This is a genomic window from Bordetella sp. N (genome assembly GCF_001433395.1).
Lineage (GTDB): Bacteria > Pseudomonadota > Gammaproteobacteria > Burkholderiales > Burkholderiaceae_B > Bordetella_C.
Genome location: NZ_CP013111.1, coordinates 6,666,086 through 6,691,510, shown reverse-complemented (window position 1 = coordinate 6,691,510; position 25,425 = coordinate 6,666,086). Strand labels below are relative to the sequence as shown.

General features: G+C 64.2%; 19 protein-coding genes and 1 tRNA gene. 9 read left to right on the top strand and 11 right to left on the bottom strand.

The genetic code is table 11. The features are described from left to right. Window positions 1-11: 11 nt before the first annotated feature. The 5 genes from sctD (at window position 12) to ASB57_RS28860 (ending at window position 4,651) form a co-directional block, all read left to right on the top strand. A complete protein-coding gene (gene sctD, locus ASB57_RS28880) occupies window positions 12-1,310 on the top strand; it encodes a type III secretion system inner membrane ring subunit SctD (protein ID WP_057655437.1) in 1,299 nt (432 codons plus the stop codon). A gap of 43 nt (window positions 1,311-1,353) precedes the next feature. Then, window positions 1,354-1,623, top strand: a complete 270-nt coding sequence (locus ASB57_RS28875; protein WP_057655435.1) for a hypothetical protein — start codon at window positions 1,354-1,356, stop codon at window positions 1,621-1,623. Between the two features lie 175 nt (window positions 1,624-1,798). Continuing rightward, a complete protein-coding gene (locus ASB57_RS28870; protein WP_197424885.1) occupies window positions 1,799-2,674 on the top strand; it encodes a DNA-binding response regulator in 876 nt (291 codons plus the stop codon). 287 nt (window positions 2,675-2,961) lie between these two features. Beyond that, the gene (locus tag ASB57_RS28865) at window positions 2,962-3,834 is read left to right on the top strand and encodes an AraC family transcriptional regulator (protein WP_057655432.1); all 873 of its coding nucleotides are present in this window, start codon (window positions 2,962-2,964) and stop codon (window positions 3,832-3,834) included. Window positions 3,835-4,012: 178 nt separating this feature from the next. After that, window positions 4,013-4,651, top strand: a complete 639-nt coding sequence (locus ASB57_RS28860) for a response regulator transcription factor (protein WP_057655430.1) — start codon at window positions 4,013-4,015, stop codon at window positions 4,649-4,651. Between the two features lie 22 nt (window positions 4,652-4,673). On the opposite strand, the gene ASB57_RS28855 is transcribed toward ASB57_RS28860, so the two are convergent. The 4 genes from ASB57_RS28855 to ASB57_RS28840 form a co-directional block, all read right to left on the bottom strand. Beyond that, window positions 4,674-7,526, bottom strand: a complete 2,853-nt coding sequence (locus ASB57_RS28855) for a hypothetical protein (RefSeq protein ID WP_156414303.1) — start codon at window positions 7,524-7,526, stop codon at window positions 4,674-4,676. A 130-nt stretch (window positions 7,527-7,656) separates the two neighbouring features. Then, entirely contained in the window at window positions 7,657-8,163 is a 507-nt protein-coding gene (locus ASB57_RS28850) for a type III secretion system chaperone (RefSeq protein ID WP_057655427.1), read from the bottom strand. A gap of 112 nt (window positions 8,164-8,275) precedes the next feature. After that, window positions 8,276-10,435: an AAA family ATPase gene (locus tag ASB57_RS28845; protein ID WP_057655425.1), complete on the bottom strand. Its 2,160-nt coding sequence runs from the start codon at window positions 10,433-10,435 to the stop codon at window positions 8,276-8,278. Window positions 10,436-10,556: 121 nt separating this feature from the next. After that, window positions 10,557-12,167, bottom strand: coding sequence for a hypothetical protein (locus ASB57_RS28840; RefSeq protein ID WP_057655423.1), 1,611 nt, complete (start codon window positions 12,165-12,167; stop codon window positions 10,557-10,559). Window positions 12,168-12,367: 200 nt separating this feature from the next. Here ASB57_RS28840 and ASB57_RS28835 point away from each other — a divergent pair, with 200 nt between their 5' ends. Both ASB57_RS28835 and ASB57_RS28830 read left to right on the top strand, forming a co-directional pair. Continuing rightward, complete coding sequence (locus ASB57_RS28835) at window positions 12,368-13,198, top strand: MetQ/NlpA family ABC transporter substrate-binding protein (protein ID WP_057655421.1); 831 nt, start codon at window positions 12,368-12,370, stop codon at window positions 13,196-13,198. A gap of 135 nt (window positions 13,199-13,333) precedes the next feature. After that, on the top strand, window positions 13,334-13,666 hold the full coding sequence (locus ASB57_RS28830) for a hypothetical protein (protein WP_231755283.1): 333 nt from the start codon (window positions 13,334-13,336) through the stop codon (window positions 13,664-13,666). Window positions 13,667-13,772: 106 nt separating this feature from the next. Here the strand turns inward: ASB57_RS28830 and ASB57_RS28825 are convergent. The 6 genes from ASB57_RS28825 to mnmD form a co-directional block, all read right to left on the bottom strand. Next, a tRNA-Lys gene (locus tag ASB57_RS28825) sits at window positions 13,773-13,849 on the bottom strand. A 50-nt stretch (window positions 13,850-13,899) separates the two neighbouring features. Next, complete coding sequence (locus ASB57_RS28820; protein WP_057655419.1) at window positions 13,900-14,697, bottom strand: MetQ/NlpA family ABC transporter substrate-binding protein; 798 nt, start codon at window positions 14,695-14,697, stop codon at window positions 13,900-13,902. 96 nt (window positions 14,698-14,793) lie between these two features. After that, complete coding sequence (locus ASB57_RS28815; protein ID WP_057655417.1) at window positions 14,794-15,447, bottom strand: methionine ABC transporter permease; 654 nt, start codon at window positions 15,445-15,447, stop codon at window positions 14,794-14,796. After that, window positions 15,404-16,492: a methionine ABC transporter ATP-binding protein gene (locus ASB57_RS28810; RefSeq protein WP_057655415.1), complete on the bottom strand. Its 1,089-nt coding sequence runs from the start codon at window positions 16,490-16,492 to the stop codon at window positions 15,404-15,406. Before ASB57_RS28810 ends, ASB57_RS28815 begins: the two co-directional genes overlap by 44 nt. A gap of 144 nt (window positions 16,493-16,636) precedes the next feature. Beyond that, window positions 16,637-18,865 (bottom strand): TIM-barrel domain-containing protein, encoded by a 2,229-nt coding sequence (locus tag ASB57_RS28805; RefSeq protein WP_057655413.1) that lies wholly within the window; start codon window positions 18,863-18,865, stop codon window positions 16,637-16,639. Window positions 18,866-19,119: 254 nt separating this feature from the next. After that, a complete protein-coding gene (gene mnmD, locus ASB57_RS28800) occupies window positions 19,120-21,342 on the bottom strand; it encodes a tRNA (5-methylaminomethyl-2-thiouridine)(34)-methyltransferase MnmD (RefSeq protein ID WP_057655411.1) in 2,223 nt (740 codons plus the stop codon). Window positions 21,343-21,522: 180 nt separating this feature from the next. Here mnmD and ASB57_RS28795 point away from each other — a divergent pair, with 180 nt between their 5' ends. Beyond that, on the top strand, window positions 21,523-22,410 hold the full coding sequence (locus tag ASB57_RS28795; RefSeq protein WP_057655410.1) for an inositol monophosphatase family protein: 888 nt from the start codon (window positions 21,523-21,525) through the stop codon (window positions 22,408-22,410). A gap of 22 nt (window positions 22,411-22,432) precedes the next feature. Here the strand turns inward: ASB57_RS28795 and ASB57_RS28790 are convergent, their stop codons facing one another. Continuing rightward, window positions 22,433-24,106 carry an AMP-binding protein gene (locus tag ASB57_RS28790; RefSeq protein ID WP_057655408.1) on the bottom strand — a complete coding sequence of 558 codons (1,674 nt, stop codon included), beginning with the start codon at window positions 24,104-24,106 and terminating at the stop codon, window positions 22,433-22,435. 94 nt (window positions 24,107-24,200) lie between these two features. Here ASB57_RS28790 and ASB57_RS28785 point away from each other — a divergent pair, with 94 nt between their 5' ends. Continuing rightward, window positions 24,201-25,406 (top strand): M20 aminoacylase family protein, encoded by a 1,206-nt coding sequence (locus ASB57_RS28785; protein ID WP_057655406.1) that lies wholly within the window; start codon window positions 24,201-24,203, stop codon window positions 25,404-25,406. Window positions 25,407-25,425: the final 19 nt, after the last annotated feature.

Below are 25,425 nucleotides of genomic sequence, written 5' to 3'. Positions count from 1 at the left end.
CACCTCTCCGCATGATCAGCGCCGACGAACTTGAACTGAGGATCCTGACTGGCCTGCACCAGGGGGCGCGCGCGCCTGTCGCGGATGCGATCAGTGTGGGTAGCGATGCCGATTGCGACATTGTCCTGTCCGACCCCGGCATGCCTGCCCGGGCCGGCCGCATCCGTCTTACAAGACTATCCTGGCGTTTCGACCCCGCCCCCACGGACGCCGTGGCCGCGGCCGCCATTCCGTCGGCGGCCGGCACGGCGCCCGGCGCCGTGCTACGCGTCGGGCCCGTGTGGGTCAGTGTCGCGCGCATGACCGACCCATGGCCCGACCCCGCTGCCGTCGAGGCCAGCATCGCGGCCGCCACGCGCCCGTCGGTCCACCCAGCGCCCTGGGCGCCAGGCTCGGTGCGCCGCAACAAGCCCTACAGGCGCGCCGTCGCATTCGCCATGATGGCCGGCATTACCCTGGCCGTAATTGCCGGCATCCGGATCTTCTGGACCTCGGGCACCGCCCACGCCACCTCGGCATCCCCCTACAAGATGGAGCTGGACCGCGCGGCGCGGCAGGCCGCGGCGGCTCTCGACACGCTGACGCTGGCGTCCGACGCCCAGGTCCGGCAAGCTGACGAAGGGCCGGTCACCGTCACCGGCTGGGTCCGCAACGACATCGAGTACGAACAACTGGCCGAAGCCCTTTCGCGCATCCAGCCACGTCCCGCCATCAAGGTGGAGATCGCCACCGTCCAGATCCGTGCCGCACAGAATGTGCTGAAGGACTTCCTGGTTCGTTCTAATGTGCAATATCTCGGTTCGGGGCGACTCACCATCCAGGGCATCGCCGCCAGCGCCGAGCGCCGCCGCGCTGCCGTTCAGACGCTGGAGGCAAAACTGGCCGGTGTCACCGTGGATACGCATGGCATCACCCTGCTGACCGACGTCAGCAACCGCTTGAAGCGCGCGATGAATGCGTCGCTGCTGCCGAACGTAGCGATCAAGTGGGCCGGCGACGCGCTGGGCGTCGACACCGACGGCCTCGACAATCACCAGCTGCACGTCCTGCATCCCTTGGTGGCCCAGTTCAACAAGGACAACTTCAACAGCGTCCGCGAGGTCCCGGAGCCGCCCCCCGCGCCGCCGCCCGAGGCCTCCATCCCCTTCCGCATCACCAGCGTGGTGGGCGGCGCCCATCCATGGTTGCTGTTGGCGTGTGGAACCAAGTTGATGGTGGGTGGTACGTACGACAGCTACCGGCTGGAGTCGATAGCCAAGGACAAGATTGTTTTCAGAGGTCCTGACGCGCTGGTCACGATTCAACGATGACCTGAAGAATTTCCTCGGCGTTACGTCATCCCCCCGGAGTCATATGTCTTCTTACACCGACGGTATCGTTACCGACGATCTTGCCACGCTTGCCAATGGCACCGGCCCCGCCGATCCGCTGTCACGCGTATTGAATGCCGCACAGAACAAGATCATCCCCGAGGGTGGTTTAAATAAAAAATTAAACACCAACGACATGATCGATATACAGCGCAGCGTTAATCGCTATCAGTTGTTCGTCACTACGCTGACCAATTTGATAAAAGCCTTTTTCGATACCCTCAAGGGCGTCGCCCGCAACCTTAGCGCCTGATCGACTTCTATTTGCCGCTATACCTCATCAAGGTGGTGGAGTGCATGGATCTGATGCGTAACGTTACGTAAAGATACGTGGCGACCAATCGCGGCTATACTCCGGTGACATTCAGGTGGCTGCTTTTCATGGCAGCGCTTCATGGCTGTAGCGTGCAATGCTACTGGAGGTGCTGATGCGCCCGGACGAAGTTCGCGATAACTCCCCTCATATTCTGCTGGTGGATGACAGTCCGGCGGACCTCAAGCTTTTGGTACAGGAGCTTGATAAAGAGGCATATCGACTTACCGTCGCAATGAACGGCCGCCAAGGCTATGCCCGCGCGCAGGCCCTGCCTCGTCCTGACCTGATTCTTCTCGATGTCTGCATGCCGCAACTGGATGGTTATGCGACGTGCACCCTGCTCAAAGAGAACCCGGACACGGCCCATATCCCCATCATTTTCGTGACGGCGTCCGGACGGCTGGACGAGCGCCTGAAAGGTTTCAGCTCGGGGGCCGCGGATTATGTGCTGAAACCCTATAACCCGGTTGAAGTACTGGCCCGGATCCGGGTCCATCTGAGCAAGCCCGCGGGCGGGGAAGCCCAGCCTGACGCGGCTTCCACCGAGGTAAGCGACCCGCGTCCAGCGCCATCCGCTAGCGACGGCCCGACGCCGGACATGGACATCCGCCTGCCACTGGTCACGTCCAGCTTGACGGACCAGACCATCGTCGCCATGACTCGCCGCTATCTGGACGAACGCCTGGCCAATCCACCTTCCCTCAAGTTGCTGGCGCGCCAGATGGGCGTCCATGAGCGCCGCTTGACCCAGGCATTCCGGGTCTCCCTGGGAAAATCGGTCAAGGACTATCTACGGGACGAGCGCATGCACTCCGCGCAGAGGCTGCTGCACCACAAACAAATGAGCATTTCCGAAATTGCCGAGACCCTGGGATTTTCCAGTCCGGCCAATTTCGCCTCGGCATTTCGCCGCCATGTCGGCTGCACCCCCGCGATCTTCCGCCAGCGCGCGGACGTCAAATCCCTGCCCGGAGGAAAGCAGGACTAGGGGGCCAGACGAACTAAACCGTCAAAAAAATGTATAAAAATACAAAATTCAAAACGTTTTTTGCCTATTTCAAAAGTGGGTTTTACGTTCCTTACTTAGGATAGCGGCACATTCCGATGCGAAGACTTTTGCGCGAACGATCTATAAAAACCCGATCACGCGACTCGCTGAGGTAAGTCCGGCCCAGGTCGGCGGTTAATAAAAACCGCGGTCCGCCTGTTGCACGTCTTCCACGCGGACGCAACAGCATGGGTTTCGATAGGCGCCACGTTCTAGGAGAGAGCAAAATGGCTGCTCAACCCCAATCGCTGCCCGAATTGTCGGGCCACCACGCAGTCCTGTTCGGCAATGCGAGCCCCACCAAGAAGATGCTGTCGCGCCACCGCAAGCCGGCGCACGTATTGATAATCACGGATCAGGAGTCGCCCTTGGCAGGCGCGGTAGCGTTGCTACGGAACCAGCTGTTCCGCGTGTCCTTTGCGTCCGGGTGGCATGGTTTCTACCAGGCGCAGGCCTGGCGCCCCGACATGGTCCTGCTCGATGGCGATATGCAGCAGATGGATGCCTTCATGATGGCGCGGCTGCTGTCGCAATCGCAGGACACCAGCACGATCCCCATCATTTTCCTGGTCAAGCCTGGCGTCAACGGCGCCACCACCGAAGCCTTCGCGGTAGGCGCGGTGGACTGCGTTCCCAAGCCGATTTATCCGGAAGAATTGCTGGCGCGTATCTCCGTGCACCTGCGCCCGTCCACCACGCCGGAGCCGGCGGGTACCCACTCGTCTTCTGACAGCAGCGGCACGCAGGAAGATATCTTGCTGCGCAACGCCCTCGACGCCATCCAGGCCGACGTGGGCAGTATTCATACCGTGCGGCAGCTGGCGCATAGCGTGGGAACACATGAAAGAAAACTATCTTCCATTTTCAAGAACCGCACTGGAAAATCCGCGCATAAATTCATCTTCGATAAAAAGATGGCCGCCGCGCGCCGGCTTCTTGCCCGCACCGGCATGCCGGTGCACGCCATCGCGCGCCACGTCGGTTTCCCCAGCGTATGCAATTTCACGGTAGCATTCCGGCGCCATGCCGGAATTACGCCCACGACATACCGCAATCAATCCAAAGAGGAAATGCGCGCGGGAACGTATACGGAAATTTGATTCCCTTCCCATACAAGAACGAGCTATTTTGTAGCGGGAACGATTCAGGCAGTCAGAAGGTCAAACCGCCCACGCGTTGATAATCAATCGGGTATCGCGCGCTGATTAACGTGCGCTGGCTCGGATAGCCACTTATCCGGGCCAGCCGCCTGCTTGAGCTTTGGATGGAGTTTTCAACATGATCCGCGTCGTACTGGCCGATGATCACCCAATCGTGTTGTTGGGAATAAAGAATGCGCTCGCGACCGCGCCGGATATCAGCGTTGTCGGCTCAGCCGATAGCCCGGACAGCTTGTTCGCCTGTCTCGCCCAGACTCCCTGCGATGTCGTGGTCACCGACTTCTCCATGCCCGGAGGAACGCAGCCGGACGGTCTGGCGATGTTGCAACAGTTGCGGGCGCAGTATCCGCATATTCATGTCGTGGTACTGACGAAAATCGCCACCCCGACCATGATCAGCCCGGCGCTGCAAGCGGGTGCGCTGGCGCTCGTCGAGAAAAGCGCGGCAATCAAGGAAATAAGTACTGCAATTCAACGCGCTGCGTCCGGTTTATCCTATTTCACCGAAAGCATACGCAATGAATTTGCGGCATTGGGCGTGGCTCAATCGCAACTGACCGCGCGCGCGGCCTTGTCGCCGCGTGAAATGGAAGTCGTGCGTTTATTCGCCAGTGGGCGCACCAATAATGAAATCGCCCAGATCCTGGGCCTGAGCGCCAAAACCACCAGCCGGCAAAAGCAGGACGCCATGCGCAAACTCGCTGCGCGCAATGATGCCGAATTGATTGCCTACGCGAAAGACTTGGGCCTGCTTTGACGTTTGTTCCCGCGGCGCGGTTCTATTCATTTTCCGCGGCAAACGAGCTCCGGCGCGAAAGCGCGGACGGCACGAAGCGATATCGATAGTCTGCCAACTGCAGCGGCCTGATCACGGGGTCCTCTCCCGTGACCAGCCGCCAGGCAAAACGAACCGCCTTGCGGCTGTGCGCAGGATCGAGTTCGATGACATCCGATTGATGCGGTTGCGGATCAACCAACTGGGCCGTATTTATGCTCACCCATTCAACGTGATAAGTCATATCGAAAGTGCCATCGAGATTCTGCTCGATCAGCGTATGGATATGGGCGGCGCCCCCGACACTCACGGGTTCGCCCGACACCAGGCGCACCGGCGTACTGGCAATCGAGCGGGCCTCGGCCCGGCAGATCGGCGATGCGGCCATTTGCGACAGGAATTGGGTGAGCTGGCGAAACCCTGACGCATCGACGATCCGTTTCAGCTGTTCCAGGGCCGCTACGGCATTCTCCACGCGGGCGCGCTTGAGTGCCTCCCTTTCAATGTTGCCGCCGCCGCGGGTGTAAGGCGCGGCGACAGGATCGAAGGACACGTGCTCGCCGGTGGGCGTTCGGCCACGGACCGACAGGGAGCAGGATCCCCGCTCGTAATCCAGGGCGTAATAATGATCGACGACGAGGGGGCTGACGCCGTAGCTGCCCGGCGCCCCCGTGACGGGCGGCGCGGAGGACTTCCTCACGGGCAGAATCTTGAATGCGAGTTCCTCCTTATAGATTTCACGCACCATCACGGCAGGGGCCCCGTCCGCGCCGTGTACCTGACGCGCCATGGGGTCTTGCACCACCATGGTCTGGCTGGCGTCGCCCTCCCCGTAGGCGTGGACGACGGCCTCGACGCCAAAGTCGTTTTGCAGGACCTTCAGGACGTCGGCATCCAGCCGGGCCTCCCTGCCTTGCGGATCCCCCCCATCAGCGTCGTCCGGCCGCACGGGGGCGGACGAAACGAAAGCCCCGAGCGTGGCCGCGGACGCCACGCGCCGGATCAGGTGGAAGAAAGCCCCGTCGATGAGGTCGGGGGCATCATCCAGGCCGATCAGCCGGTCCGTGATGCTTTGCAGCAGGTCAGCGCGTGACAAAAGCGCGGCAGCATCGCCGTGGTGCAGGTGGCCAGGCTGGTCATAAGCCAACGCGCCGTGCGCGTCGCCGAGCGCGATGGTCAAGCGTTCCAGCACCCGTGCGCGCGCCGGCGCGATGCACAGATCGGGCAGTACGCGGTCGACGATCCTGTGTACGAAGTCGGTGGTTTCCTCCGCCCCCATCAGTCTGCCGCCACAGGCCACGAACAGCGTCACCACTTCCTGCAAGGCGTCCGTGGCATCGCGCAAGCACGGGCCTATCTCGGCTACCTCATGCATTACGCCGAACGGACGATCGTCATCAACGGACGACGCGACCGGGCCGCCACCAGCAGCCGGACTAAGGCCGGCCAGCCGTTCCAGGCAGGGCTTCAATTTCGCCTGCGCGAGCAGACCCAGTCTGCGATCGCGCTCGGCGGCGATCGTGTCTTGGTCCACCCGCAGACCGAAAGGATGGAGCGCAGCGACCGCCGTCACTACGGCGGCGAGCTCTTTGTCGGACAGCGCAGCGAGTCCGGCATGAGCCGCATCCAAGGAAAGCCCCAAGGACTTCTGGGCGACCCGCAAGGCCGCCGTGATGCCTGCATAGCGCTCGGCGATTTCACCATGCCATGCGACATCCGGTGTGTCATGCCCGAGCGACGTCGTGCGCGCGACGCCGCGCAAACCTACGCGGATCAGCGCCGCCAATCGACTCAGCCCCAACGCGGTCGCTCGCATTCGCTCGCCCGCTTGCGTGTCCGGCAAGTCGCCCGCTTTCGACAAGTCAGCGATGACACGATCCAGCGTGACGACTCGCCTGGCGTACTCCTGCTCCCAAGTCTGGCAGTAGCGCCGCCAGGCCGACTCGGCGATCGCGAAAGAAGCAGGAACATGCAGACAGCGGAGTGTTTGCCTGGTTTCGTTCACGATCGCGAACGGCAAGGCGCGTTGATACAAGGGCCAAACCGGCGCCGGCAATCTGGCAAGCGCCAGGCACGCGCCCGTGACGGGCTCCAGGGTGGCTGGCGTCTGTTGCGACACGTCCAGGAAAGCGCCGTACAAAGCATGCTCCAGCTTGTTCCTGTCTTGCTCCGGCGTCTGACAAGCAGTGCGCAATTCCAGCGCCCTGGCAGCACGGTCGACCAGCACACGCTCCGCCCCGCGCAGCCATTTGACGTGGATCTGGTCGACATGACGCCCCTGCAACGCCTGTTCAAGAACGGTCAGCGCAGTCTGCGCAGGCAAGTCGGGGCGACTATGCAAGCGCATGAGCAGTGCCTGCCGGTAGCTGGAATCGTTGCGCGGTTCGGCGAGGGAAAGCGGCCCTTGGTAGATCCGTTCAAATGCGTCGGGCGTCAACGCGTCCACGCAACGGTAGGCTTCTTTCTCGAACAGAACCGTTACTGCTCCAGTGTCGCCATTGTCCAGCGCCGGTTTGAGGGAGGACAGATGCTTGACCGCCGTAAACAGTCGCTCGATGGTGAGCGCGGTTTCTTCAAGGTGAGCATTCTGGCGCTTGCCCGGCCCGCCTGGCTGCGCGGACAGGCAGCGCGCCAACTGGTCGAATGTACGTTCTATTTTTTCCCGTTGGCGCGCGCACCTGGATTCCACATCGACGGCACGCGAGCGTCTTCCCGGGTACCAGCAACGGATGCATGCCTTGCCGGCGGCTACCGACGTTATCGAGTGCGCGGTGGATGCACGTCTTCTTCCGCTTGCGGTCGTGTACATCCCCTCGACGGCCTGGCTGGCGGCATCCAGGGCAATATCCGTGGGCATGCCCTCACATCCGCCGGGTAGTGGCGCCCCTGTCATTTCCAGCCTGGGGCTTACCATGCCAGTCATTGTCTCTCCCGGATATTCGAGTCGATATCCTTATTCACTTGCAACGTCTATTGTGTGGCCCGGCTCAGGCGCGCATCGATCCGCCATGAGGGCGTTCGTCGTAGCCTTGGGGCACCGCCCGGCCAGCCGGCGCCTCTTTCTTGGTGCTTATTTTGGGCGCCTTCACGTCCCCACGGTCGACGGTGCCAAGATACTCGCGCCACACGACGGCGACGTTGACCATTTTCTGCACGATGTTGCGCAGCAGGCTGACATTGGCGTCCAGCAGTTCCAGACGCCAGGACAGCAGGACTTCCCCCGTATGTTTGTCGACGCCCAAGGTGGCGCCGTCAGTCTCGTGGCCGAAAAGATTGGCTTCGAGCAGGTCGCCATAGACAGTGAGGCGCCTGCCATCCTCGACGGGAATACGCCCCAGGACGACATAGCAATGCAACAGGTCTTGGGGATCGTCGTGCTCCAGCGTCAGGGTGACGCCGTTCTCGAAGACCAGATCAACCGTGCCTGACTCACCCAGGCTCAGATTGATGCAGCTTTCCTTCCCAAATAGTTCGATCAGACTGTATGCATCCATGGTTTCTATCCGCGTTGCGTAGGTGGAGGAACCACGGAAAATCGGCGTGGTCCATTCAGATGGCGGATAGGTAACTCGACGCTTCTGTTAAGTTCCCGGCACTGTGGCCGGGCTAGTCCAGATTCAGGCTGGGCACGGCGCGCGAACGATGTCCCGCGCTGCCTTCGGCAGGGTCGCAAGCGCCGATCAGCGCCAAATCGGCTTCATTGCCATCGAGCGGGAAATCGCGCACCATCTGCTCCGCGCGCAAGGGAATTCCGCAAGCGCCCTCGACGATGTGGCGGCGGATTTTCGGCGCCAGGCGCTTGCCTCTTGCACGCGCGTTCACCAACTCGACCATGGCTGCCGAACTCAAGGGCTCGACATGCAGGGCGGGCACCACGGGCAGATCCGCCTGCGCCGTGCGCGCCGCCAGCATGAACATCACTGGCGCGCTTTCCACCAGCCGCGCCAAGCGCGCGATCAGCTCCAGTGTGGCCCGATCCGCCCACTGGACGTTGTCGACTATCAACAGCAAGGGCTGGCCCGAGCGCTCCCGTTGCAACAGCAGCGAGGTGACGGCGTGCAGCACGCCTTCCGTCGGGGCGGCATCGTCGCCATGACGAGGCGCCGCCGGACGCAGCAGCTGCTGGTGGATGCTGGCGCTGGTATGACGATCCAGGCCGGCGCGGTAGCCCAGGGATTCGACGAGGCGCGCGACTTCCTTGTCGGCGTCGGACAAATCCAGTGTTGCAATGCCGGCGCCGTCCAGCACATGGCGCACTAGATAGTCGTAAATGGCGTGCAGAGGCCGCTGGCGATTCTCCTGCCGACAATCCAGCACACGCACCGCGGCACCGGCGCGGCGCGCATATTCACTGAAGACCGTCATGAGCAAGGTCTTGCCGACGCCCCGCTCGCCATGCAGCAACAGGGTGCGGCCGCGCCCGGACGTGGTGATCTCCGACCAGCGCCGCACCAGAATATCGAATTCCGCCGCGCGGCCGAACATGCGGTGGACGGGCGGCGCTTCCGCGGCGCAGTCCAGCACGCCCACTCGCAGCCCATAGCGTTCGTCTGGGCTGATGACGTATTTATCCTGCAATTGCGCGCTGGCGGTATCGCTGACCAGGGTTTCACCCACGCCAGCCAGATAAGCCAGGCGGATGGCGCGCTGGCCTATGAGCATGATCGCGCCATCCGCGCTGTCGCCATCCAGCGCGGCGAGGTCGGCGTGGATACCCATGCCCAGGATCGCATCGCGCGGCGGCGTGAAGCGGCGCAGGTCACAAGCCAGCCGGGCGGCGGCATCCGCCGGGGATTCGCAGGGCTCGGGATAGCCGAACGTGACCGAGATGCTGCCGTCGGCGCCCGCGGACACCAGGCCGCCGCGATTGCTGACCCATTGCAGAAGATGCTCCCGGGTGTTCTGCAGACGGTCGACGGCGCAACGGTTTTGCCCGTCGCCGTCCTGCGATACCGCAAGGGCCAGGATGGCGACCGGCCCGGACGTCCACGACCCTTGCGCATTGGCGGGTGTGGCGGGCGCATCGCGCAGCGGCGCGCCCGCCTGCAATAGCGCACGGGTTTCGGCCGAAGGCTCGGTTTCGTAGTATTCGCCCATGACGGCCGCGCAGTGCTCATAAGCGCGCAGCGCCGCCTCGCGGCTGCCGACATCGCGCAACAGGCGGATCAGACTGCGATGCGCCAGTTCATCGCCCGGATGCAGCGAAACCCATTTGCGCGCGCCGGCCAGGGCCTCGTCCACGGCGCCCCGGCGCGTCAGCGAGTGTATGTATTGCTGCCGGCAGCGCGACACTTCCTGTGCCAGCCGCGACTGCCAACTGACGCGCCAGGCATTCAGGCCCGTGCCCGCCACGGCGGGTAGATGCTCAAGCAGCTCGCCCCGGTCGAACACCAGCCGCTCTTTCAGCGGCAGATCCGCGTACTCGCCCATGCCCAGAAGCACCATGGCATCGACCTCGACCAGACGAAAGTCCAGCGCCACCGCGCCCGACGTCGTCACCAGGGCCGGACCGCCCGCCGCGAGCAGGCGTCGCAGCACGCACAGGGCCTGGCGCAGATTGGCGCGGCCATCGCCATTGCCTTGGGGCCAGAGCATTTCGGACAGCGCGGCGCGGGACCAGACGCGCTCATGCGCCAACGCCAGCACGGCGAGCAGATGTTTGGGCTTGCAGTAGCCGATTTCATCAGTGCGATCGACACCGCAGACACGGATGCTGAAACCGCCGAGCAGCTGGATGACGATCGGTTTGGTTTGGATCTGGGACATGATTTCGACTGCGTCACGGCGTCTCGGCATCGCGAAAAAACGCGACAAAACGCCTGCGCAAAACGTAAAAGAGATGCGCGCAGTCTATTTGCTGAACACAGCGTCAAAAATAAGAAAAGTCTTATTCTTGCGAAGTTTTGCTGTGCCCGCGGCCCTGATCCCGTAGCGTGGACGGGCTGTCCTGCAACAGCAGACGTTGACGCAGTGCCGTCAAGGCCTGCTGCCAGCGTGCCAGATCGAAGTCGCTGGGATCGCTCTCGTCAGAGGGATCCTGCTTGAGCGTATCGAGCAGGTTTTCCACTTGCGTGGTGCTGTCCGGCGTGGTCGTATCCTGCTCGACCTTGCCGCCGATGAATTTCTGCGTGTGCGTGCTCTGGCTGGCGGAACGCTGGGCCGTCGCATGCACGAGCTTGCCGTCGCTATAGCCCAGATCGACCTGCGCGCTCGCGCTGTCGTTGATCTGGGTGTAGTAGTAATTCTGCGTATTCGGATCCAGCGTCAGATTCATGGGGATATCCGGACTGATCTGCTGGTGATAACTCGCGGTCAGATGCGAATACTGCTGCTGGCTGATGCTGCGGTCGCGCATGCTCGTGCCGCGAATCTCGGTGCGCTGGTTCGCCTGATACGAGAACGTGTCCTGCTCGTCGGGCAGCAGAGGATTGGGCGAGGTGGCGGTCTGCTTTACCGACGCGGTGAAATCGGCGAGTCCCGAGGTCAGCTTGTGATCGGTGTCGTTCAGGGCGATACGGCGGCGGTCCACCGGGTCGGGCAGGATCGCATCGCCATAATGGCTGTTCATCTGCGCGAAGGCATCCTTGAACAGTCCCACCAGGTCGGTATCGGCCCGGCCACGGCGGCCGGCGCTGTCGATCTGGGACAGATAGTTGTCGACGGCCGCGGCGCGCTGATCGTCGCTGCCGAAGACCCTGGCATCGGACAGGTCGACATCGACCTTCACGGTGCCCTGGGGACCGTCGAATGCCAGGCTGCGGCCCTTGCTGTCGGCGTGGAAACTCAAGGTCTGGACGCCGCCGCTCACCTGCACGCCGGCCTGCAAGTCGACCGAGGACAATACCGAGCTGTCGAACTGCGTCAGGCCACCCAGCGCAAGCTTGGGCGGCACCGCGGCCAGGCCGTCGACAGCGTCCTGGAAACTGTCCGCCAGCGCGCCCAGTGCCTTGCGCTCCGCGTCATTGAGCGTCGCGCCATCGGCTACCTTGATGCTGGCGCCCAGGCCGTTCTGCTGGCTGCCCAACGTCACCGTCACCTGCACCCCACGCGCCGTTTTGATCGACAAGGTGATCTCGTTGTCGGCCTTCGTATGGAAGGCCGTCTGCCGTATCGCCGTGGCGGCGGCAGCCACCTCGTCGGACAGCCCGGTGGTACTGGTTTGCAGCACGGACTGCGAGTACGCGCCGCCGCCGTTGGCCAGGCCGTTCAGCAGGGCCGCGCCCAGGCCGGCGAAGCGGCTGGACAGCGAAGATGCGCGGCTGTTGGCCGCCAGCAGCTTGCTGGTGTCATCGGCACTGGCGCTTTCCCATACCGTGCTGACGGTGGACGCTGTGCCTCGTACCGAATAGGTCTGCAGCGCGTCGTTCGCCTGGCCCAAGGTCACGGAAGTCGACGCCTGGGCGGTGTCCAGTTGCGCGGCGGCGCGCGATACCACGGAGGTATCCGTACTCAGGCGTGCAACGGTATCCAGCGAAGACAACGACGACAGGGTGGTCATGGGCAGGCAGCGATAGCAAGTCGCGGAAGCGGCATGCTTCCGTCCTTTACCGATTACGGCGGAACACGGGAAAACTTTAGGGGGTATATCCACATGCCTACTCTGTCCTTAGGCCGGCAGGCGGCGGCTGCCAGAATTCCCGGCTTGGGTATGCCCTTCCGCTTCCCTGTCCCCCTTCCCCTTGCCCCGAGGTAATCGTCATGCGCCCTTCCCTACGCCTGCTCGGCGCCCCTGTCCTGGCTGTGATCACGGCCTTGGCCATGAGCGTGGCCGCTACCGCCACGGCAGCGGACCAGCCGGCCGATAAACAGACCATCAAGGTCGGCATTTCCGTTGGCACCGCCGAGAAGATCTTCGCGATCGTCAAACGGGTCGCCCAACGTGACGGCCTGAAGATAGAGACGGTGGTGTTCAATGATTACCAGTTGCCCAATGCGGCGCTGGCGGCGGGCGACCTGGATGCCAACGCGTTCCAGCACAAGCCCTTTCTCGACAATCAGATCAAGGCGCGCGGCTACGACCTGGTGTCCGTGGGTCTGACGGTGACGGCGCCGCTGGGCTTTTACTCACGCAAGATCAAGAAACTGGAAGACCTGCCGGAGGGCGCGTCGGTGGGCATCCAGAACGACCCGTCCAACGGCAACCGGGCGCTGCGCCTGCTACAGGACTACCAGCTGATCAAGCTGCGTCCGCAGGCCGTCGCCGACAACAACGCCACGACGTCCGACGTCATCGAGAATCCGCGCAAACTCAAGCTGATCCCGCTGGATGCCGCGCAGCTGCCGCGTTCGCTGGATGATCTGACCGCGGCGTCGATCAATAACGACTATGCGACCCAGGCCGGCCTGGTTCCCGCGCGCGATGCCATCGGCCGTGAGTCGCCTACCGGCCCGTATGCCAACCTGATCGCCGTCCGCCGGGCCGACCGCGATGCCCCGTGGGCCAGGCGCCTGGTCCAGGCTTACCAATCCAGGGAAGTTCGTGACTTCATCGAGACGGAATTCAAGGGGTCGCTGGTGCCCGCGTTTTGATTATTGCGGGAAGTACGTAGGAGCAGTCCTATTTTTGAGCGCTTACCGCTGAGGAACCTCAGCGGGGGGTATGCTCTTCATTCGTAGGCACGCTTCCGTGGCAACGGCGTGCGTAAAGTCTCTACGGAATGGGGAGTGAAATACGCCATGACATCGTACATACTCAGCGGCAGCTTCGGGTCGGGGCGCGGCCTCTGGTCCGGCCCTCCCGCCGAATACAGCAGCGGGGGCGTCAAGCCAAACGGCCTGGAAATCCGGGTCGCCCGACTTGAGGTCATCGCCGAGCACACGCAACGCGATATCAGTGAACTGAAGACGGATGTGCGCGAACTGCGCAAGGAGACCAAGGCCGAAATCGGTGCACTGCGGACCGAGGTCCGGACGGACTTTCGCGTGATGTTCGGGGCGCTGATCACCGTGGCGCTGGGGCTCGCGGGGCTTATGGCCAAGGGCTTTGGCTGGTACTGAGCCCCGCAGGGCCGGCGACGACCAAGGGCCAAGAACCAAGGCCCAAGGTCCCATAGCAACCAAAGAAAAAGCCAACCCGTGGGTTGGCTTTTTCAGGCAATACGTGTGGTGGGGTGGGTGGGACTCGAACCCACGACTCTCTGATTAAAAGTCAGATACTCTAACCGGCTGAGTTACCACCCCGACCGAAGCCCATGATTATGGGCCAGATCCGGCAAGCTTGTCAAGCCAGCTTACCAAGCCGTCACCACGGCATCCTTGTACTTCTTGGCGATGAAGTCTTTCACGGCCTGCGAGTGATAGGCGGCCACCAGCTTGGCGAACTCGGGACGGTTCTTGTCCTTCTCGCGCACGACCAGCACGTTGGCATAGGGCGAGTCGCCCGCTTCCTGGGCAATCGAGTCGGTCTTGGGATTCAGGCCGGCCTGCATGGCGAAGTTGGTATTGATCACCGATGCGTCGGTGTCATCCAGCGAGCGCGGCAATTGGGCGGCATCCAGCTCGATGAAACGGAACTTCTTGGGATTGCCCACCACATCCAGCGGCGTGGCCTTCAGGCCCACCTTGGGATCGACCTTGATCAGGCCCTGGGTTTGCAGCAACAGCAAGGCGCGGCCGCCATTGGTGGGATCGTTGGGCAGGCCGATACGTGCGCCTTCCTTCAGGTCAGCCAGGTTCTTGACCTTCTTGCTGTACACACCCATCGGGAAGATCACGGTCTTGGCAATGCTCACCAGCTTGTAGCCACGATCGGCGTTGGCATTGTCCAGGTAGGGCTGGTGCTGGTAGCTGTTGACGTCCAGATCGCCGGCAGCCAGCGCGACGTTGGGCTGCACATAGTCCGAGAACTCGATGATCTGGATGTTCAGGCCCTGCTTCGCGGCTTCCTGCTTCACCACTTCGAAGATTTCGGCGTGCGGGCCGCCGGTGACGCCCACTTTCAGCGGCTTGTCCTGGGCCTGCGCGGCCGGCAACACGAAGCTGGCGCCCAGGGCGACCGTGGCCAGCACTTTAAGAAGGGTCGATTTCATTTGCACTATTCCTGTGGCCGGTTCGGCTCGTCTGGATAAAAAAATGGCAACCGTCATTCCCGGATCACGGGCGGTTTCCTTGAAAATTATGATGTGTCAGCGATGCGATATCCGTCGCACCAGCCAATCGCCAAAGCTCTGGATCACCTGAACCACCACCACCAAGACCACGACGACAGCCGTCATGACTTCCGGAAGGAATCGTTGGTAGCCGTAGCGGATCCCCATATCGCCCAGCCCGCCGCCGCCGATGGCGCCGGCCATGGCGGAATAGCCGATCAGGCTGATCACCGTGACGATGGTGGCCGCGACCAGGCCTGGCAGCGCCTCGGGCAGCAATACCTTGACGATGATCTGCATAGGCGAAGCACCCATGGCGCGCGCCGCCGTGATCAAGCCGGGCTCGACCTCGCGCATGGCGTTCTCGGCAATTCTCGCCATGAAGGGGATGGCCGCCACCGTCAGGGGCACGATGGCCGCGGCAGTGCCGATGGACGTCTGGGCGATCAAGCGCGTGAACGGAATGATCGCCACCATCAGGATGACGAAGGGCACCGACCGCGTGATGTTGATAACCACCGCCAGCACGCGATTGAACCCCAGGTTCTGCAGCATGGCATCGCGTCCGGTGACGATCAGCGCCACGCCCAGGGGCACGCCCACGAGCACGGCAACGCCGCTGGACACGCCCACCATCAACAGGGTCTCAAGCAGCGAGGAAAGCAGAAGGTCGATCAGTTGCGGGCTCATGGGCGATTTCTTGTACGGTTATTTCACGGGCAGCCAACTCGGCGGCGGCCTGTTTCAGTGCGGCGGGCAGGCCTTGCGCCAGGACGAACAGCGTGCCGACGGCAACGCCTTGCACGTCGTCGACGCGGGCCTGCACGATGTGCAGGTCAAGGTCGTGCTGGCGCGCCAGTTGCAGCAACAGCGCGGCGCCGTCCTGGCCACCGCCCAGCGCCAGGCGCAGCAGCTGGATCGGCGCTTCAGGCTTGCGGGCCACCGCGTCCTTCATGCGCAGCCGCACGGCCTGCATGCTGGCGTCGTTCAGGTCCGCTGCCGTGGTGGCGGACACCATGGCGCGCGTCACTTCGTGGCGCGGCGCGGCGAAAACATCCAGGGTGCGGCCGACTTCCACGATCTGGCCCTGCGACAACACGGCCACGCGGTCGCAGACCTCGCGCACGACTTCCATCTGGTGCGTGATCATGACCACGGTGACGCCGGTCTTGCGGTTGATGTCGCGCAACAACGCCAGGATGTTGTGCGTGGTCTCCGGATCCAGGGCCGAGGTCGCCTCGTCGCTGAGCAGCACGTCCGGCGCGTTGGCCAACGCGCGGGCGATGCCCACCCGCTGCTTCTGGCCACCGCTGATCTGGCTGGGGTAGCGGTCGCGCAGGTGCTCCAGGCCCACCAGCGCCAGCAGGCGCTCGACACGGGCCGGGATCTCGGCCTTGGCCACGCCGGCGATCTCCAGCGGCAAGGCCACGTTGCCGTACACCGTGCGGCGGGCCAGCAGGTTGAAGCCCTGGAACACCATGCCGATCCGGCGCCGTTGCTGGCGCAACTGCACTTCGGACAAGCCGGTCAAGGCCTGGCCGGCGAGCGTGATGCTGCCTTCGTCAGGGCGTTCCAGCAGGTTGATGCACTGAACCAGGGTACTTTTACCGGCCCCGCTGGGGCCGATGATTCCAAAAACCTCGCCCTGGGCGACGTCCAGGCTGATACCCCGCAGGGCCTCGAAGCGGCCGTGCGGGGTGGCATAGGTCTTATGGAGATTTTCGATATGAATCATGGCGCGCCATTCTGACCGATCACCGTTCTAATTAGAACGACTGTTTCTTCTATTTTTAATAACTTTAAGTTATATAAAGGAAGGGCAAAAGAAAACGCCATGGTCCTCCCAGGGAAGGAACCATGGCGCCAGGTAGGAAAGACGTCAGCGTGCGCGCGAGATACGAACTTCGGCGCCGCGGCGTTTGACCTCCAACCCTTCTGACGGGAGGATGCGCAGGCCTTCCAGGCCCTTGATGTAGCTGGATCCCTGCATCTGCATGACACGGATCTTGTTGCGCATCACCACGGGATTGTGCACCGGCATGCCGAACATCCAGACTTCGTCCAGGATACGAGCCGAATTGAACTCACCGGTGTGCTGCGCGGCCGGTCCCAGGCAAAGCATGTGCCCTTCGCGTCCGAACACGGGATACTGCCCCAGGCCGCACTCGATCGTCCAGACACTGCCGCCTTCGTAACGATGGCCGGTATTCAGATCCCACCAGGCGTCGCCCTTGGGCAAATACACTTGCACGCTCTGTCCCGGCCGCACGATGGGGGCGACCAGCAGGGCCGGGCCCAGCAGATATTGCAGGTCCCAGTCATGGGCTTGCGGATCGTTGGGGAAGGACATCGCCATCGAGCGCTGCACCGGCAGGCCGGTGCGCGCGGCGTCTTCGATGGCGCCCAGCACATAAGGCACCAGACGATAACGCCATTGCAGCCAGGTGCGTGCGTGCGCCAGCGTCTCTTCGCCGAACGCCCAAGGCAACAGACGGTCCACGCCTTCGAAACAGAAGTTGGCGGAGAACACGCCGAACGTCAGCCAGCGCAGATAGAGCTCCGGGGTCATGCCTTCCTGTGGCGCGGTGGCGGAGCCCAGGTTATGCATCTGCACCGGGATGCCGCTGGCGCCGACGGACAGGGCCGTGCGCAGGCTGTGGCACAGGCCATCCCAGTCGTTGCTGACCGCGGGTCCGGTCTGCCACGGCAGGCGCTGTGCGCCCGGGAACAGATCGGCGCCCGGCGCCACGCCTTCGGGCGGCACCTTGAGGCCGGCGACAGCGTCGTACAGCGCGCGGCGCGCCAACAGCGGATAGATCGTGCGCAGGGCCGGGCCCGATTCGCCGCCACGCGCGGTGACGTTGTCGGGAATATCAGGCTGGGCGTCGCCAGCAGGCGCGTCCAGGCCGTCGTCGATCAGTTGGCGATGGCGCTCCATCCACAGCGTGTAGACGTCGCGGTGCGTCAGATCCAGCAGCCCGAAAGGCTTGCCGCCCGAGGCCGGCGTGCCGTCGAACACCTGGGCGCCGCCCTCGTCCTTGAGCAGCAACCAGCCGCGATCTTCCAGTTCCTCGAACAAGGGCGTATGCAGCAGGACACCGGGGAAGCCGGCCGCGCACACATGCACGTTGTGCTTGTGGAACAGCGCGAGCATCTGCTTGGCATCGGGGAAACGCGCGGCGTCCCACTCCAGCAGCGGCTTGTCGCTCTGGAAGGACCAGGCCGCGGGTTGCGCCAGTTGCACGGCGTCCAGCGGCAGCTGTTGCTCGCGCAAGCGTTCGATCAGGGCGGCGGTCTGCGTCGGCATCTCGCCTTCGGCCTGGCGCAGCCAGACACCCATGGCCCACAGCACCGGTTGTCCGGCACGGCCGGTCAACGCGGTGTATTGATTGAGCACTTCGCTGGGGTCGCCAACGAACAGGAAGATATCCAGGACCGTATCGTCGACCGTGACGATGTAGGCGTCATCCGCCGGCGCCACGCCAGGCGCATGTTGCACCCGGCGAATGGTATTGACGTAGACACCCCAACCCGCGGGGCTCCATGCCAAAGGCAGGGCGCGATGTTGCGGATCGTCGGAGACGACGTCCTCGCCGCGCCGGTTCAGGTCGCCGGGGGTTTCGCCCAGGCCATAGACACGGTCTTCCGCGCGCAGCGCGAAGCCGGCGGTCCAGACCGCCTCGTTGACGTCGTCCAGCGACGCGTTGTGACCGAAGCCCGGCGTGTGTTCGTTGAGCGCGGATTCGAGAACCCGCTGCTCGCCCTTGAACAGCACCACGCTGAGCGGATCGCTATGCACTTCTAGCGCCGCGTCGCCCTGCGTGATGCGCCAGCCGGTGGCGTCGCCTAGCGGCGCCACGGTGGCTTCGCCTACAGCCTCCTGGCGGGCCAGTAACATTTCCGCGACCGCGCGCTGACGCGCCGTCGGTTTATCGTCGGCAAACTGATGAGCGGAACCGAACCGCAGGCGAAACACATTAGGCGCATGCGCCTCTACCACCAGGCGCAAACCATCGCCCGCGTCGAAATCGATACGGCTGGGGCGGGCAGTCAACAACTCGACCGTCTCGAGCTGGTTAGTATGGGCAAAGTCGTACTTGGACGGCACAGAGCATCCCCCGCTGAAGCCAAAAAGCACCAAAAGGCGTTATTTTGACGGATTTATCCGCTGAAATAAACTCGGATGACTTTCGGGGGCCGCATGAGGCGCCCGCCAGGCGCGCGTAAGTATGCGCTCAGGAGGCGAAGCGAGCACTCATTTTTACGCTGACGGTCATTCGTGCGTAATGAGAAGTGTGTTTAATCAGGGGCCAAGTCCCGCCAACTGCATGCAATTCTTGATAACGCAACAAAATTCAAAAATCAGCGGGGCGCGATTTCGGCCATCAGGTCCTCCTCCAGAGGGAGGGGTTCGTCGCACAAAATGGCCGCCAAAATGTCGCCCGCCAAGGCGCTCCAACTTAGCCCGCGGGACGCATAACCGGTAGCCAGGAGCAGCCCGGGGGCATCTTCGACCGGACCGATGGCGGGTAGACGGCCAGGCAGCACAGCGCGCCAGCCGGCCCAACCAGCCGTGGCGGCTGCGGCAGTCGTGCCGGCCCCGGCGGCTCCGGCTGCCCCAACTGTCCCAGTTGCCCCACCGGCTTCGGCTGCCCCACCGGCTTCTGCGGCTTCTGCGGCCATAGCGGCCAGCGCCACCGCCGGCTTTCCGCCGAGCAGCGACGCGGCCTTGCCCAGGCAGACCGCCTGGCCCGCGGGGGTCACTTCCGTAACAGTGGCGCCGTGCGCATAGGTGCTCCCCGCGACGCAGGCGCCGTCCACGGCCGGTAGGAAATACCCCTCGCCCCCGACGATGCAACGCGGGCCACCGTCCACCATATCGGCCGCTACCGCCACGACCTCGCCCGCCAAGGCGTGCATTTGCGCCAGGCGGGGCAGGCGTTCCAGCAGGCCGCTGGCCTCCAGCACGGCGGGCGTGCCGGCCGCGTTGGCCAGCACCACGGCCGCGGCCGGCGGCAAATCGCCGTCAGGCGTCTCGGCGACCCAGCCGTCCGGCTGCCGCCGCAGGCGCAGCACCTGCGCGGTCTTGCGCGTCACGCCGGGGCTGTCCAGGAGGGCATCGATGAGGGGCTGCGGCCTTAGCAGCAGGCCATCGGCGAAGTAGAGTGCGCCGCGCGCCACGGGGAGTCCGGCCAGTCGGCTGGCTTCTTCGGCATCGACGGCGCGGATCCATTCCGCGGGGAAATCCAGCGCGGCCAGCATCGCGCGATTGGCGCCGTCCAGGTCGGATGCGGCCGATACACCGGATACAGCTGTCGCAGCTGTTGCGCCAGTTGCGCCAGTTGCGCCAGTTGCGGCGGATGCGGCGCTTGCGGCGGCGTCAGCCTTGCCGCCGCGGGTCCGTTCGCGCGTCAATTGCAGGGTGCCACAGCGTAGCGGCCTGGCCTCGCCCGGCAGCGTCATCCAGCGAGCCAGCGCGCGCTGGCTGCCCGCGCGCGACAGCCGCGCCCGTTTGTTGTCGTCGCGCGAGACCAGCGGCGTCAAGGCCGCGGCCAGATGGCCGCCATGCGGCGCGCCGGGCATCTCCGCCACCGTCACCGTGAGGCCCCGCAACGCGAGTGCGTGTGCGACCCCCGCGCCCGCCAGCCCTGCCCCAACGACCAGGACATAGCCCCTGCGGACGCGGGCGGCGAGGCTGTCGCCCGCGCCACCGGCGTTGGCCTGCGCCACCTGGGCGGCACCATTCCGCCCGGCCACCCGGCCGTCAGCGCCGCCGGCCTCGTCATCGGCCCCCGCATCGTCCGCATCGTCCGCATCGTCCGCATCGTCCGCATTGCCCACATTGCCGGCATCCTCTCCCCCGAGCCACCGCGCCGTCACCATATGGGTTTTTGCGCCGAAGCCTTCCTCCCGGGTGACCGCGAACCCGTGCTCCCGCAGGGCCCGGCGCACCGCGCCCGCGCTGCACCACGTGGCCGCGGTGGCGCCCGGCAAGGCATGAGCGGCCAGCGCCTTGATCAACTCGGCGGACCACATGGCCGGATTGCGGGCCGGCTTGAAACCATCGAGAAAAAACGCGTCCGCGCCGAAACGCACCCGCGGCACGCAAGCCAAGGCGTCGCCGAACACCAGGGTCAGCGTGATGTTGCCGTTTTCGAACTCCAGGCGATGCACGCCCGGCAGCAAGGGGGGCCACTGCTCCAGCAAGGCGTCGGCCAGGGGCCACAGATCGTCCGTCCCGGCGTGTTCGCGCAGTTGCCGCGCCAGATCCTCGCGCCGCCAGGGATGGGCTTCGAAAGACACCATATGCAGGCGTCGCGAGCGCGCCGGATCGGCCCGCCAGGCCCGCCACAGGCCAAGGAAATTCAGGCCCAGCCCGAAGCCGGTCTCGCAGACCGTGAACGCATCGCGCCCCTGCCAGCGGCCCGGCAGGCCATTGCCGCGCAGAAAGACATAATCGATTTGCCCCCAGGGCCCGTGCGGGGAATGGTAGACATCGCCATAGCGGTCGCTATAGGGAAGCCCGCGCACGTCGACAGCCGGGTCGGCGGGGATCAGGGGCTGGTAGGAAAACAACGAAGACATCGGTCGATCAACCCCGCATTCCGCGGCGTACATATTGCGTTGAACTTGAAAGCGTAGAATCGCGAGTAATGCGGCCAGCAGATTACACCCCAGGCATGGTCTGGCGCACGAAAGACGCCTTTTCCATGCGCGGAAGCGCTGCCGGCACACCGCCCTCCTCACGAACAAAGGTCATAGCGCATGCAAAACACCAGCCAGACTCCGTCGACGGAAGCACCTCTCGACCTGGGCGCGGCACTGGATGCCGCGGTAACGGCGGCACACGCCGGCGCCGCCATCCTGCAATCGTATTCGCATCACCGGGCCGATCTCGTGATCGACCGCAAAGCCCGCAACGATCTGGTGTCGCAAGCCGATCGCGAGGCCGAGGAAGCCGTCATCCAGGAACTGCGCGCCCGCACGCCGCAATTCGGCATCGTCGCCGAAGAAACGGGCGGCAAGGTCGCCGGCCGCGCCACCTGGTACATCGACCCGCTGGACGGCACTACCAACTTCCTGCATGGCATCCCGCATTATGCCGTGTCGATCGCGCTGATCGCCCATGCCGGCACCCAGGTGGCGGCCGGCACCACGGTCGACGTGGATACGCCCGTGGTGGCGGCCATCTACGATCCCAGCCGGGAAGAGCTGTTCAACGCGGTGTACGGCATCGGCGCCTGGCTCAACGGCCATCGCATCCACTGCTCGCGCACCCAGACCCTGGACGATGCCGTGCTGGCCACGGGCTTTCCGTTCCGCGACTTCTCGTTCGCCAGCCAATACATGCCGACCTTGCACTACGCCATCGAGAACACCCGCGGCGTGCGCCGGCTGGGTGCGGCGGCGCTGGACCTGGCATGGACGGCGGCCGGACGCTTCGACGGCTATTGGGAAATGGGCCTGGCGCCCTGGGACGTGGCCGCCGGCACCTTGATCCTGCGTGAAGCGGGCGGCGTGGCCGAAGACATGTACGGCGTCGACCCCTGGCCGATCGGCGGCTATGTGGTGTCGGGCAATCCGAAGATCGCCGAAGCCTTGAAAGGCATGCTGGCCCCGCACCTGACGGCGCCTCCCGCCAAGAAGGGCTGAAGCGGATGCCGGCCCGCGCCGGCTATCCGCGCAGTTCGCGCCGCAGGATCTTGCCCACATTGCTTTTGGGCAACTCCTCGCGGAACTCGACCGAGCGGGGGCACTTGTAGCCCGTCAGACGGGTTCGGCACCACTCCTTGACCTGGGACTCGGTCAGTGCTTCGTCGTCGCGCACCACATAGGCCTTGACCACTTCGCCGGAGTGCACGTCGTCCACACCGACGGCGGCCACTTCACGCACCCCAGGCAGCGCCGCGATGGCATCCTCGACCTCATTGGGATAGACCTTGAAGCCCGACACGGTGATCATGTCCTTCTTGCGATCGACGATGCGGACAAAGCCCTGGTCGTCCATGATGCCGATGTCACCGGTGCGGAAAAAGCCGTCTTCGGTCATCACCTGCCGGGTTTCCTCGGGCCGGCGCCAGTAACCCCGCATCACCTGCGGCCCGCGGATGCACACTTCACCGCGCTCGCCATCCTTCAAGTGCTGCCCCGCATCGTCCAGGATGGCGATATCGGTGGACGGCACCGGCAAGCCTATGCTGCCGGAATAGCTCAGGCTGTCGGTCGGATTGACGGCGGCAACCGGCGCGGTTTCCGACAAGCCATAGCCTTCGATCACCGGCCGGCCCGTCATCTTCATCCACCGTTCCGCCACGGCGCCCTGCACCGCCATCCCGCCGCCGAACGTCAGGCGCAGCGCGGAAAAATCCAGCGCGGCGAAGCCGGCGTTATGCGACAGCGCATTGAACAGCGTGTTGACCCCCGGGAAGATATTCACCGGTGTGCGGCGCCAGGCCTTGGTCAGCGTGGCGTGGTCGCGCGGGTCGAGGATCAGCAGATTGCGCATGCCCGCATGCATGCCGTACAGGCCGCAGACGGTCATCGCGAACACGTGATACAGCGGCAAGGCGCTGAGGATGGTCATCTGGCCGGCGATGTCATGCAGGGCGGGCCAGGCCACGGCCTCGGTCTGCAGGACGTTGTTGACCAGATTGCGGTGGGTCAGCATCGCGCCTTTGGGAATGCCGGTGGTGCCGCCCGTGTATTGCAGCACCGCCAGATCGTCCATCCCCAAGGCCGGCGGCTTGAAACCGGCCCGCTGGCCGTTGTGCAAGGCGGACTTCAACGTCACGGCATCGGCGATGCGCCAGGCCGGCACGACTTTCTTCACATGGCGCGCCACGACGTTGACCAGGGTTTCCTTCAAGCCGCCCAGCAGGTCGCCGATCGCCACCACGACGACGTGGCGCAAGGAGGTGGGCGGGTGATCGGCCTCCCGCACTTCCTGCACGACGTGAGCGAAACGCTCCAGCACGACGATGACCTCGGCGCCGCTGTCATCCAGTTGCCGCCGCAGCTCCGCGGGCTTGTACAGCGGATTGACGTTGACGATCACATGGCCGGACCGCAGCACCCCCAGCAGGCAGGCCAGATACGCGGGGACGTTGGGCATCATCAAGGCCACCCGGCTGCCCGGCGCCAGGCCCAGGGACTGCAGCCAACCGGCGAAATACCGTGCGTAACGGTCCAGCCGTCCATAGCTGATGTCGGTCCCCAGGGCCGTGCAAGCCACCCGGCTGGCATAGCGGTCGCAGGCACGATCCAGCAAATCCACCAACGACACATACCCATCGGCGGAAATATCCGCGGGGACGCCCCGTGGATAGTGGCTGAGCCATGGACGCGGCATGGTGTTTGTCTCCATTTAGTCTGTTTTGGGTTTGATGATACGCTCAGATGTCTACGATCGCCGCCCCCGGCATCACCGCCCCCAATGGTGCCTTATGAACCTGCTCGAACCCATCGTCGCCTGGCAGGCGGAAATCGCCGCCATCCGCCGCGATCTGCACGCCCATCCTGAACTGTCCTACGAAGAACACCGTACCGCCGACGTCGTCGCCACGCAGCTGGAAGCCTGGGGCATTCCCACCCATCGCGGCCTGGCCGGGACCGGCGTGGTCGGCATCATCAAGGGCCGTACCGACAATGGTCGCGCGGTAGGCCTGCGCGCCGACATGGACGCCCTGCCGATGCAGGAAAACAATACCTTCGAGCACGCCAGCCGCACACCTGGAAAAATGCACGCCTGCGGCCACGACGGCCACACGGCGATGCTGCTCGCGGCGGCGCGTTTCCTTGCCGACCAGCGGGATTTCGACGGCACCGTGTACGTCATCTTCCAGCCGGCCGAAGAAAATGGCGGCGGCGCCAAGCGCATGGTCGACGACGGCCTTTTTGAAAAATTCCCCATGGAAGCGGTGTTCGGCATGCACAACTGGCCCGGGATGAAGGTCGGCACCTTCGGCCTGACGTCCGGGCCGATCATGGCGTCCAGCAACGAATTCATCATCACCATCTCCGGCAAGGGTACCCATGCCGGCATGCCCAACCTGGGTGTCGACCCGGTGATGACGGCGGTGCAACTGGCGCAGTCCTTGCAGACCATCATCACGCGCAACCGCAATCCGCTGGACGCCGCGGTGCTCAGCATCACGCAGATCCACACCGGCAGCGCCGATAACGTCGTGCCTACCGAAGCGGTGATGCGGGGCACGGTGCGCACTTTCACGCTTGAGACCCTGGACCTGATCGAGCGGCGCATGCGGACCATCATCGAGCACACCTGCGCGGCCATGGACTGCACGGTGGAGTTCGTTTTCGCGCGCAACTATCCGCCCACCATCAATCATCCGGCCCAGGCGGCTTTCTGCGCGGAAGTGATGCGCGGGCTGGTCGGCGCGGAGAACGTCAATGCCGACGTGCAGCCCACCATGGGCGCCGAAGACTTTGCCTTCATGTTGCAGGTGAAGGAAGGGGCTTATGTGTGGATCGGCAATGGCGAAGGCGGCCACCGCGATTCAGGCCACGGCTTGGGGCCCTGCATGCTGCACAACGGCAGCTACGACTTCAATGACGACCTGCTGCCGCTGGGCGGCAGTTATTGGGTGGAAGTGGCGCGGCAGTGGCTGGGGCGGGAACAGCCACGGTAAGCGCGTCCTTGGGCGCGCG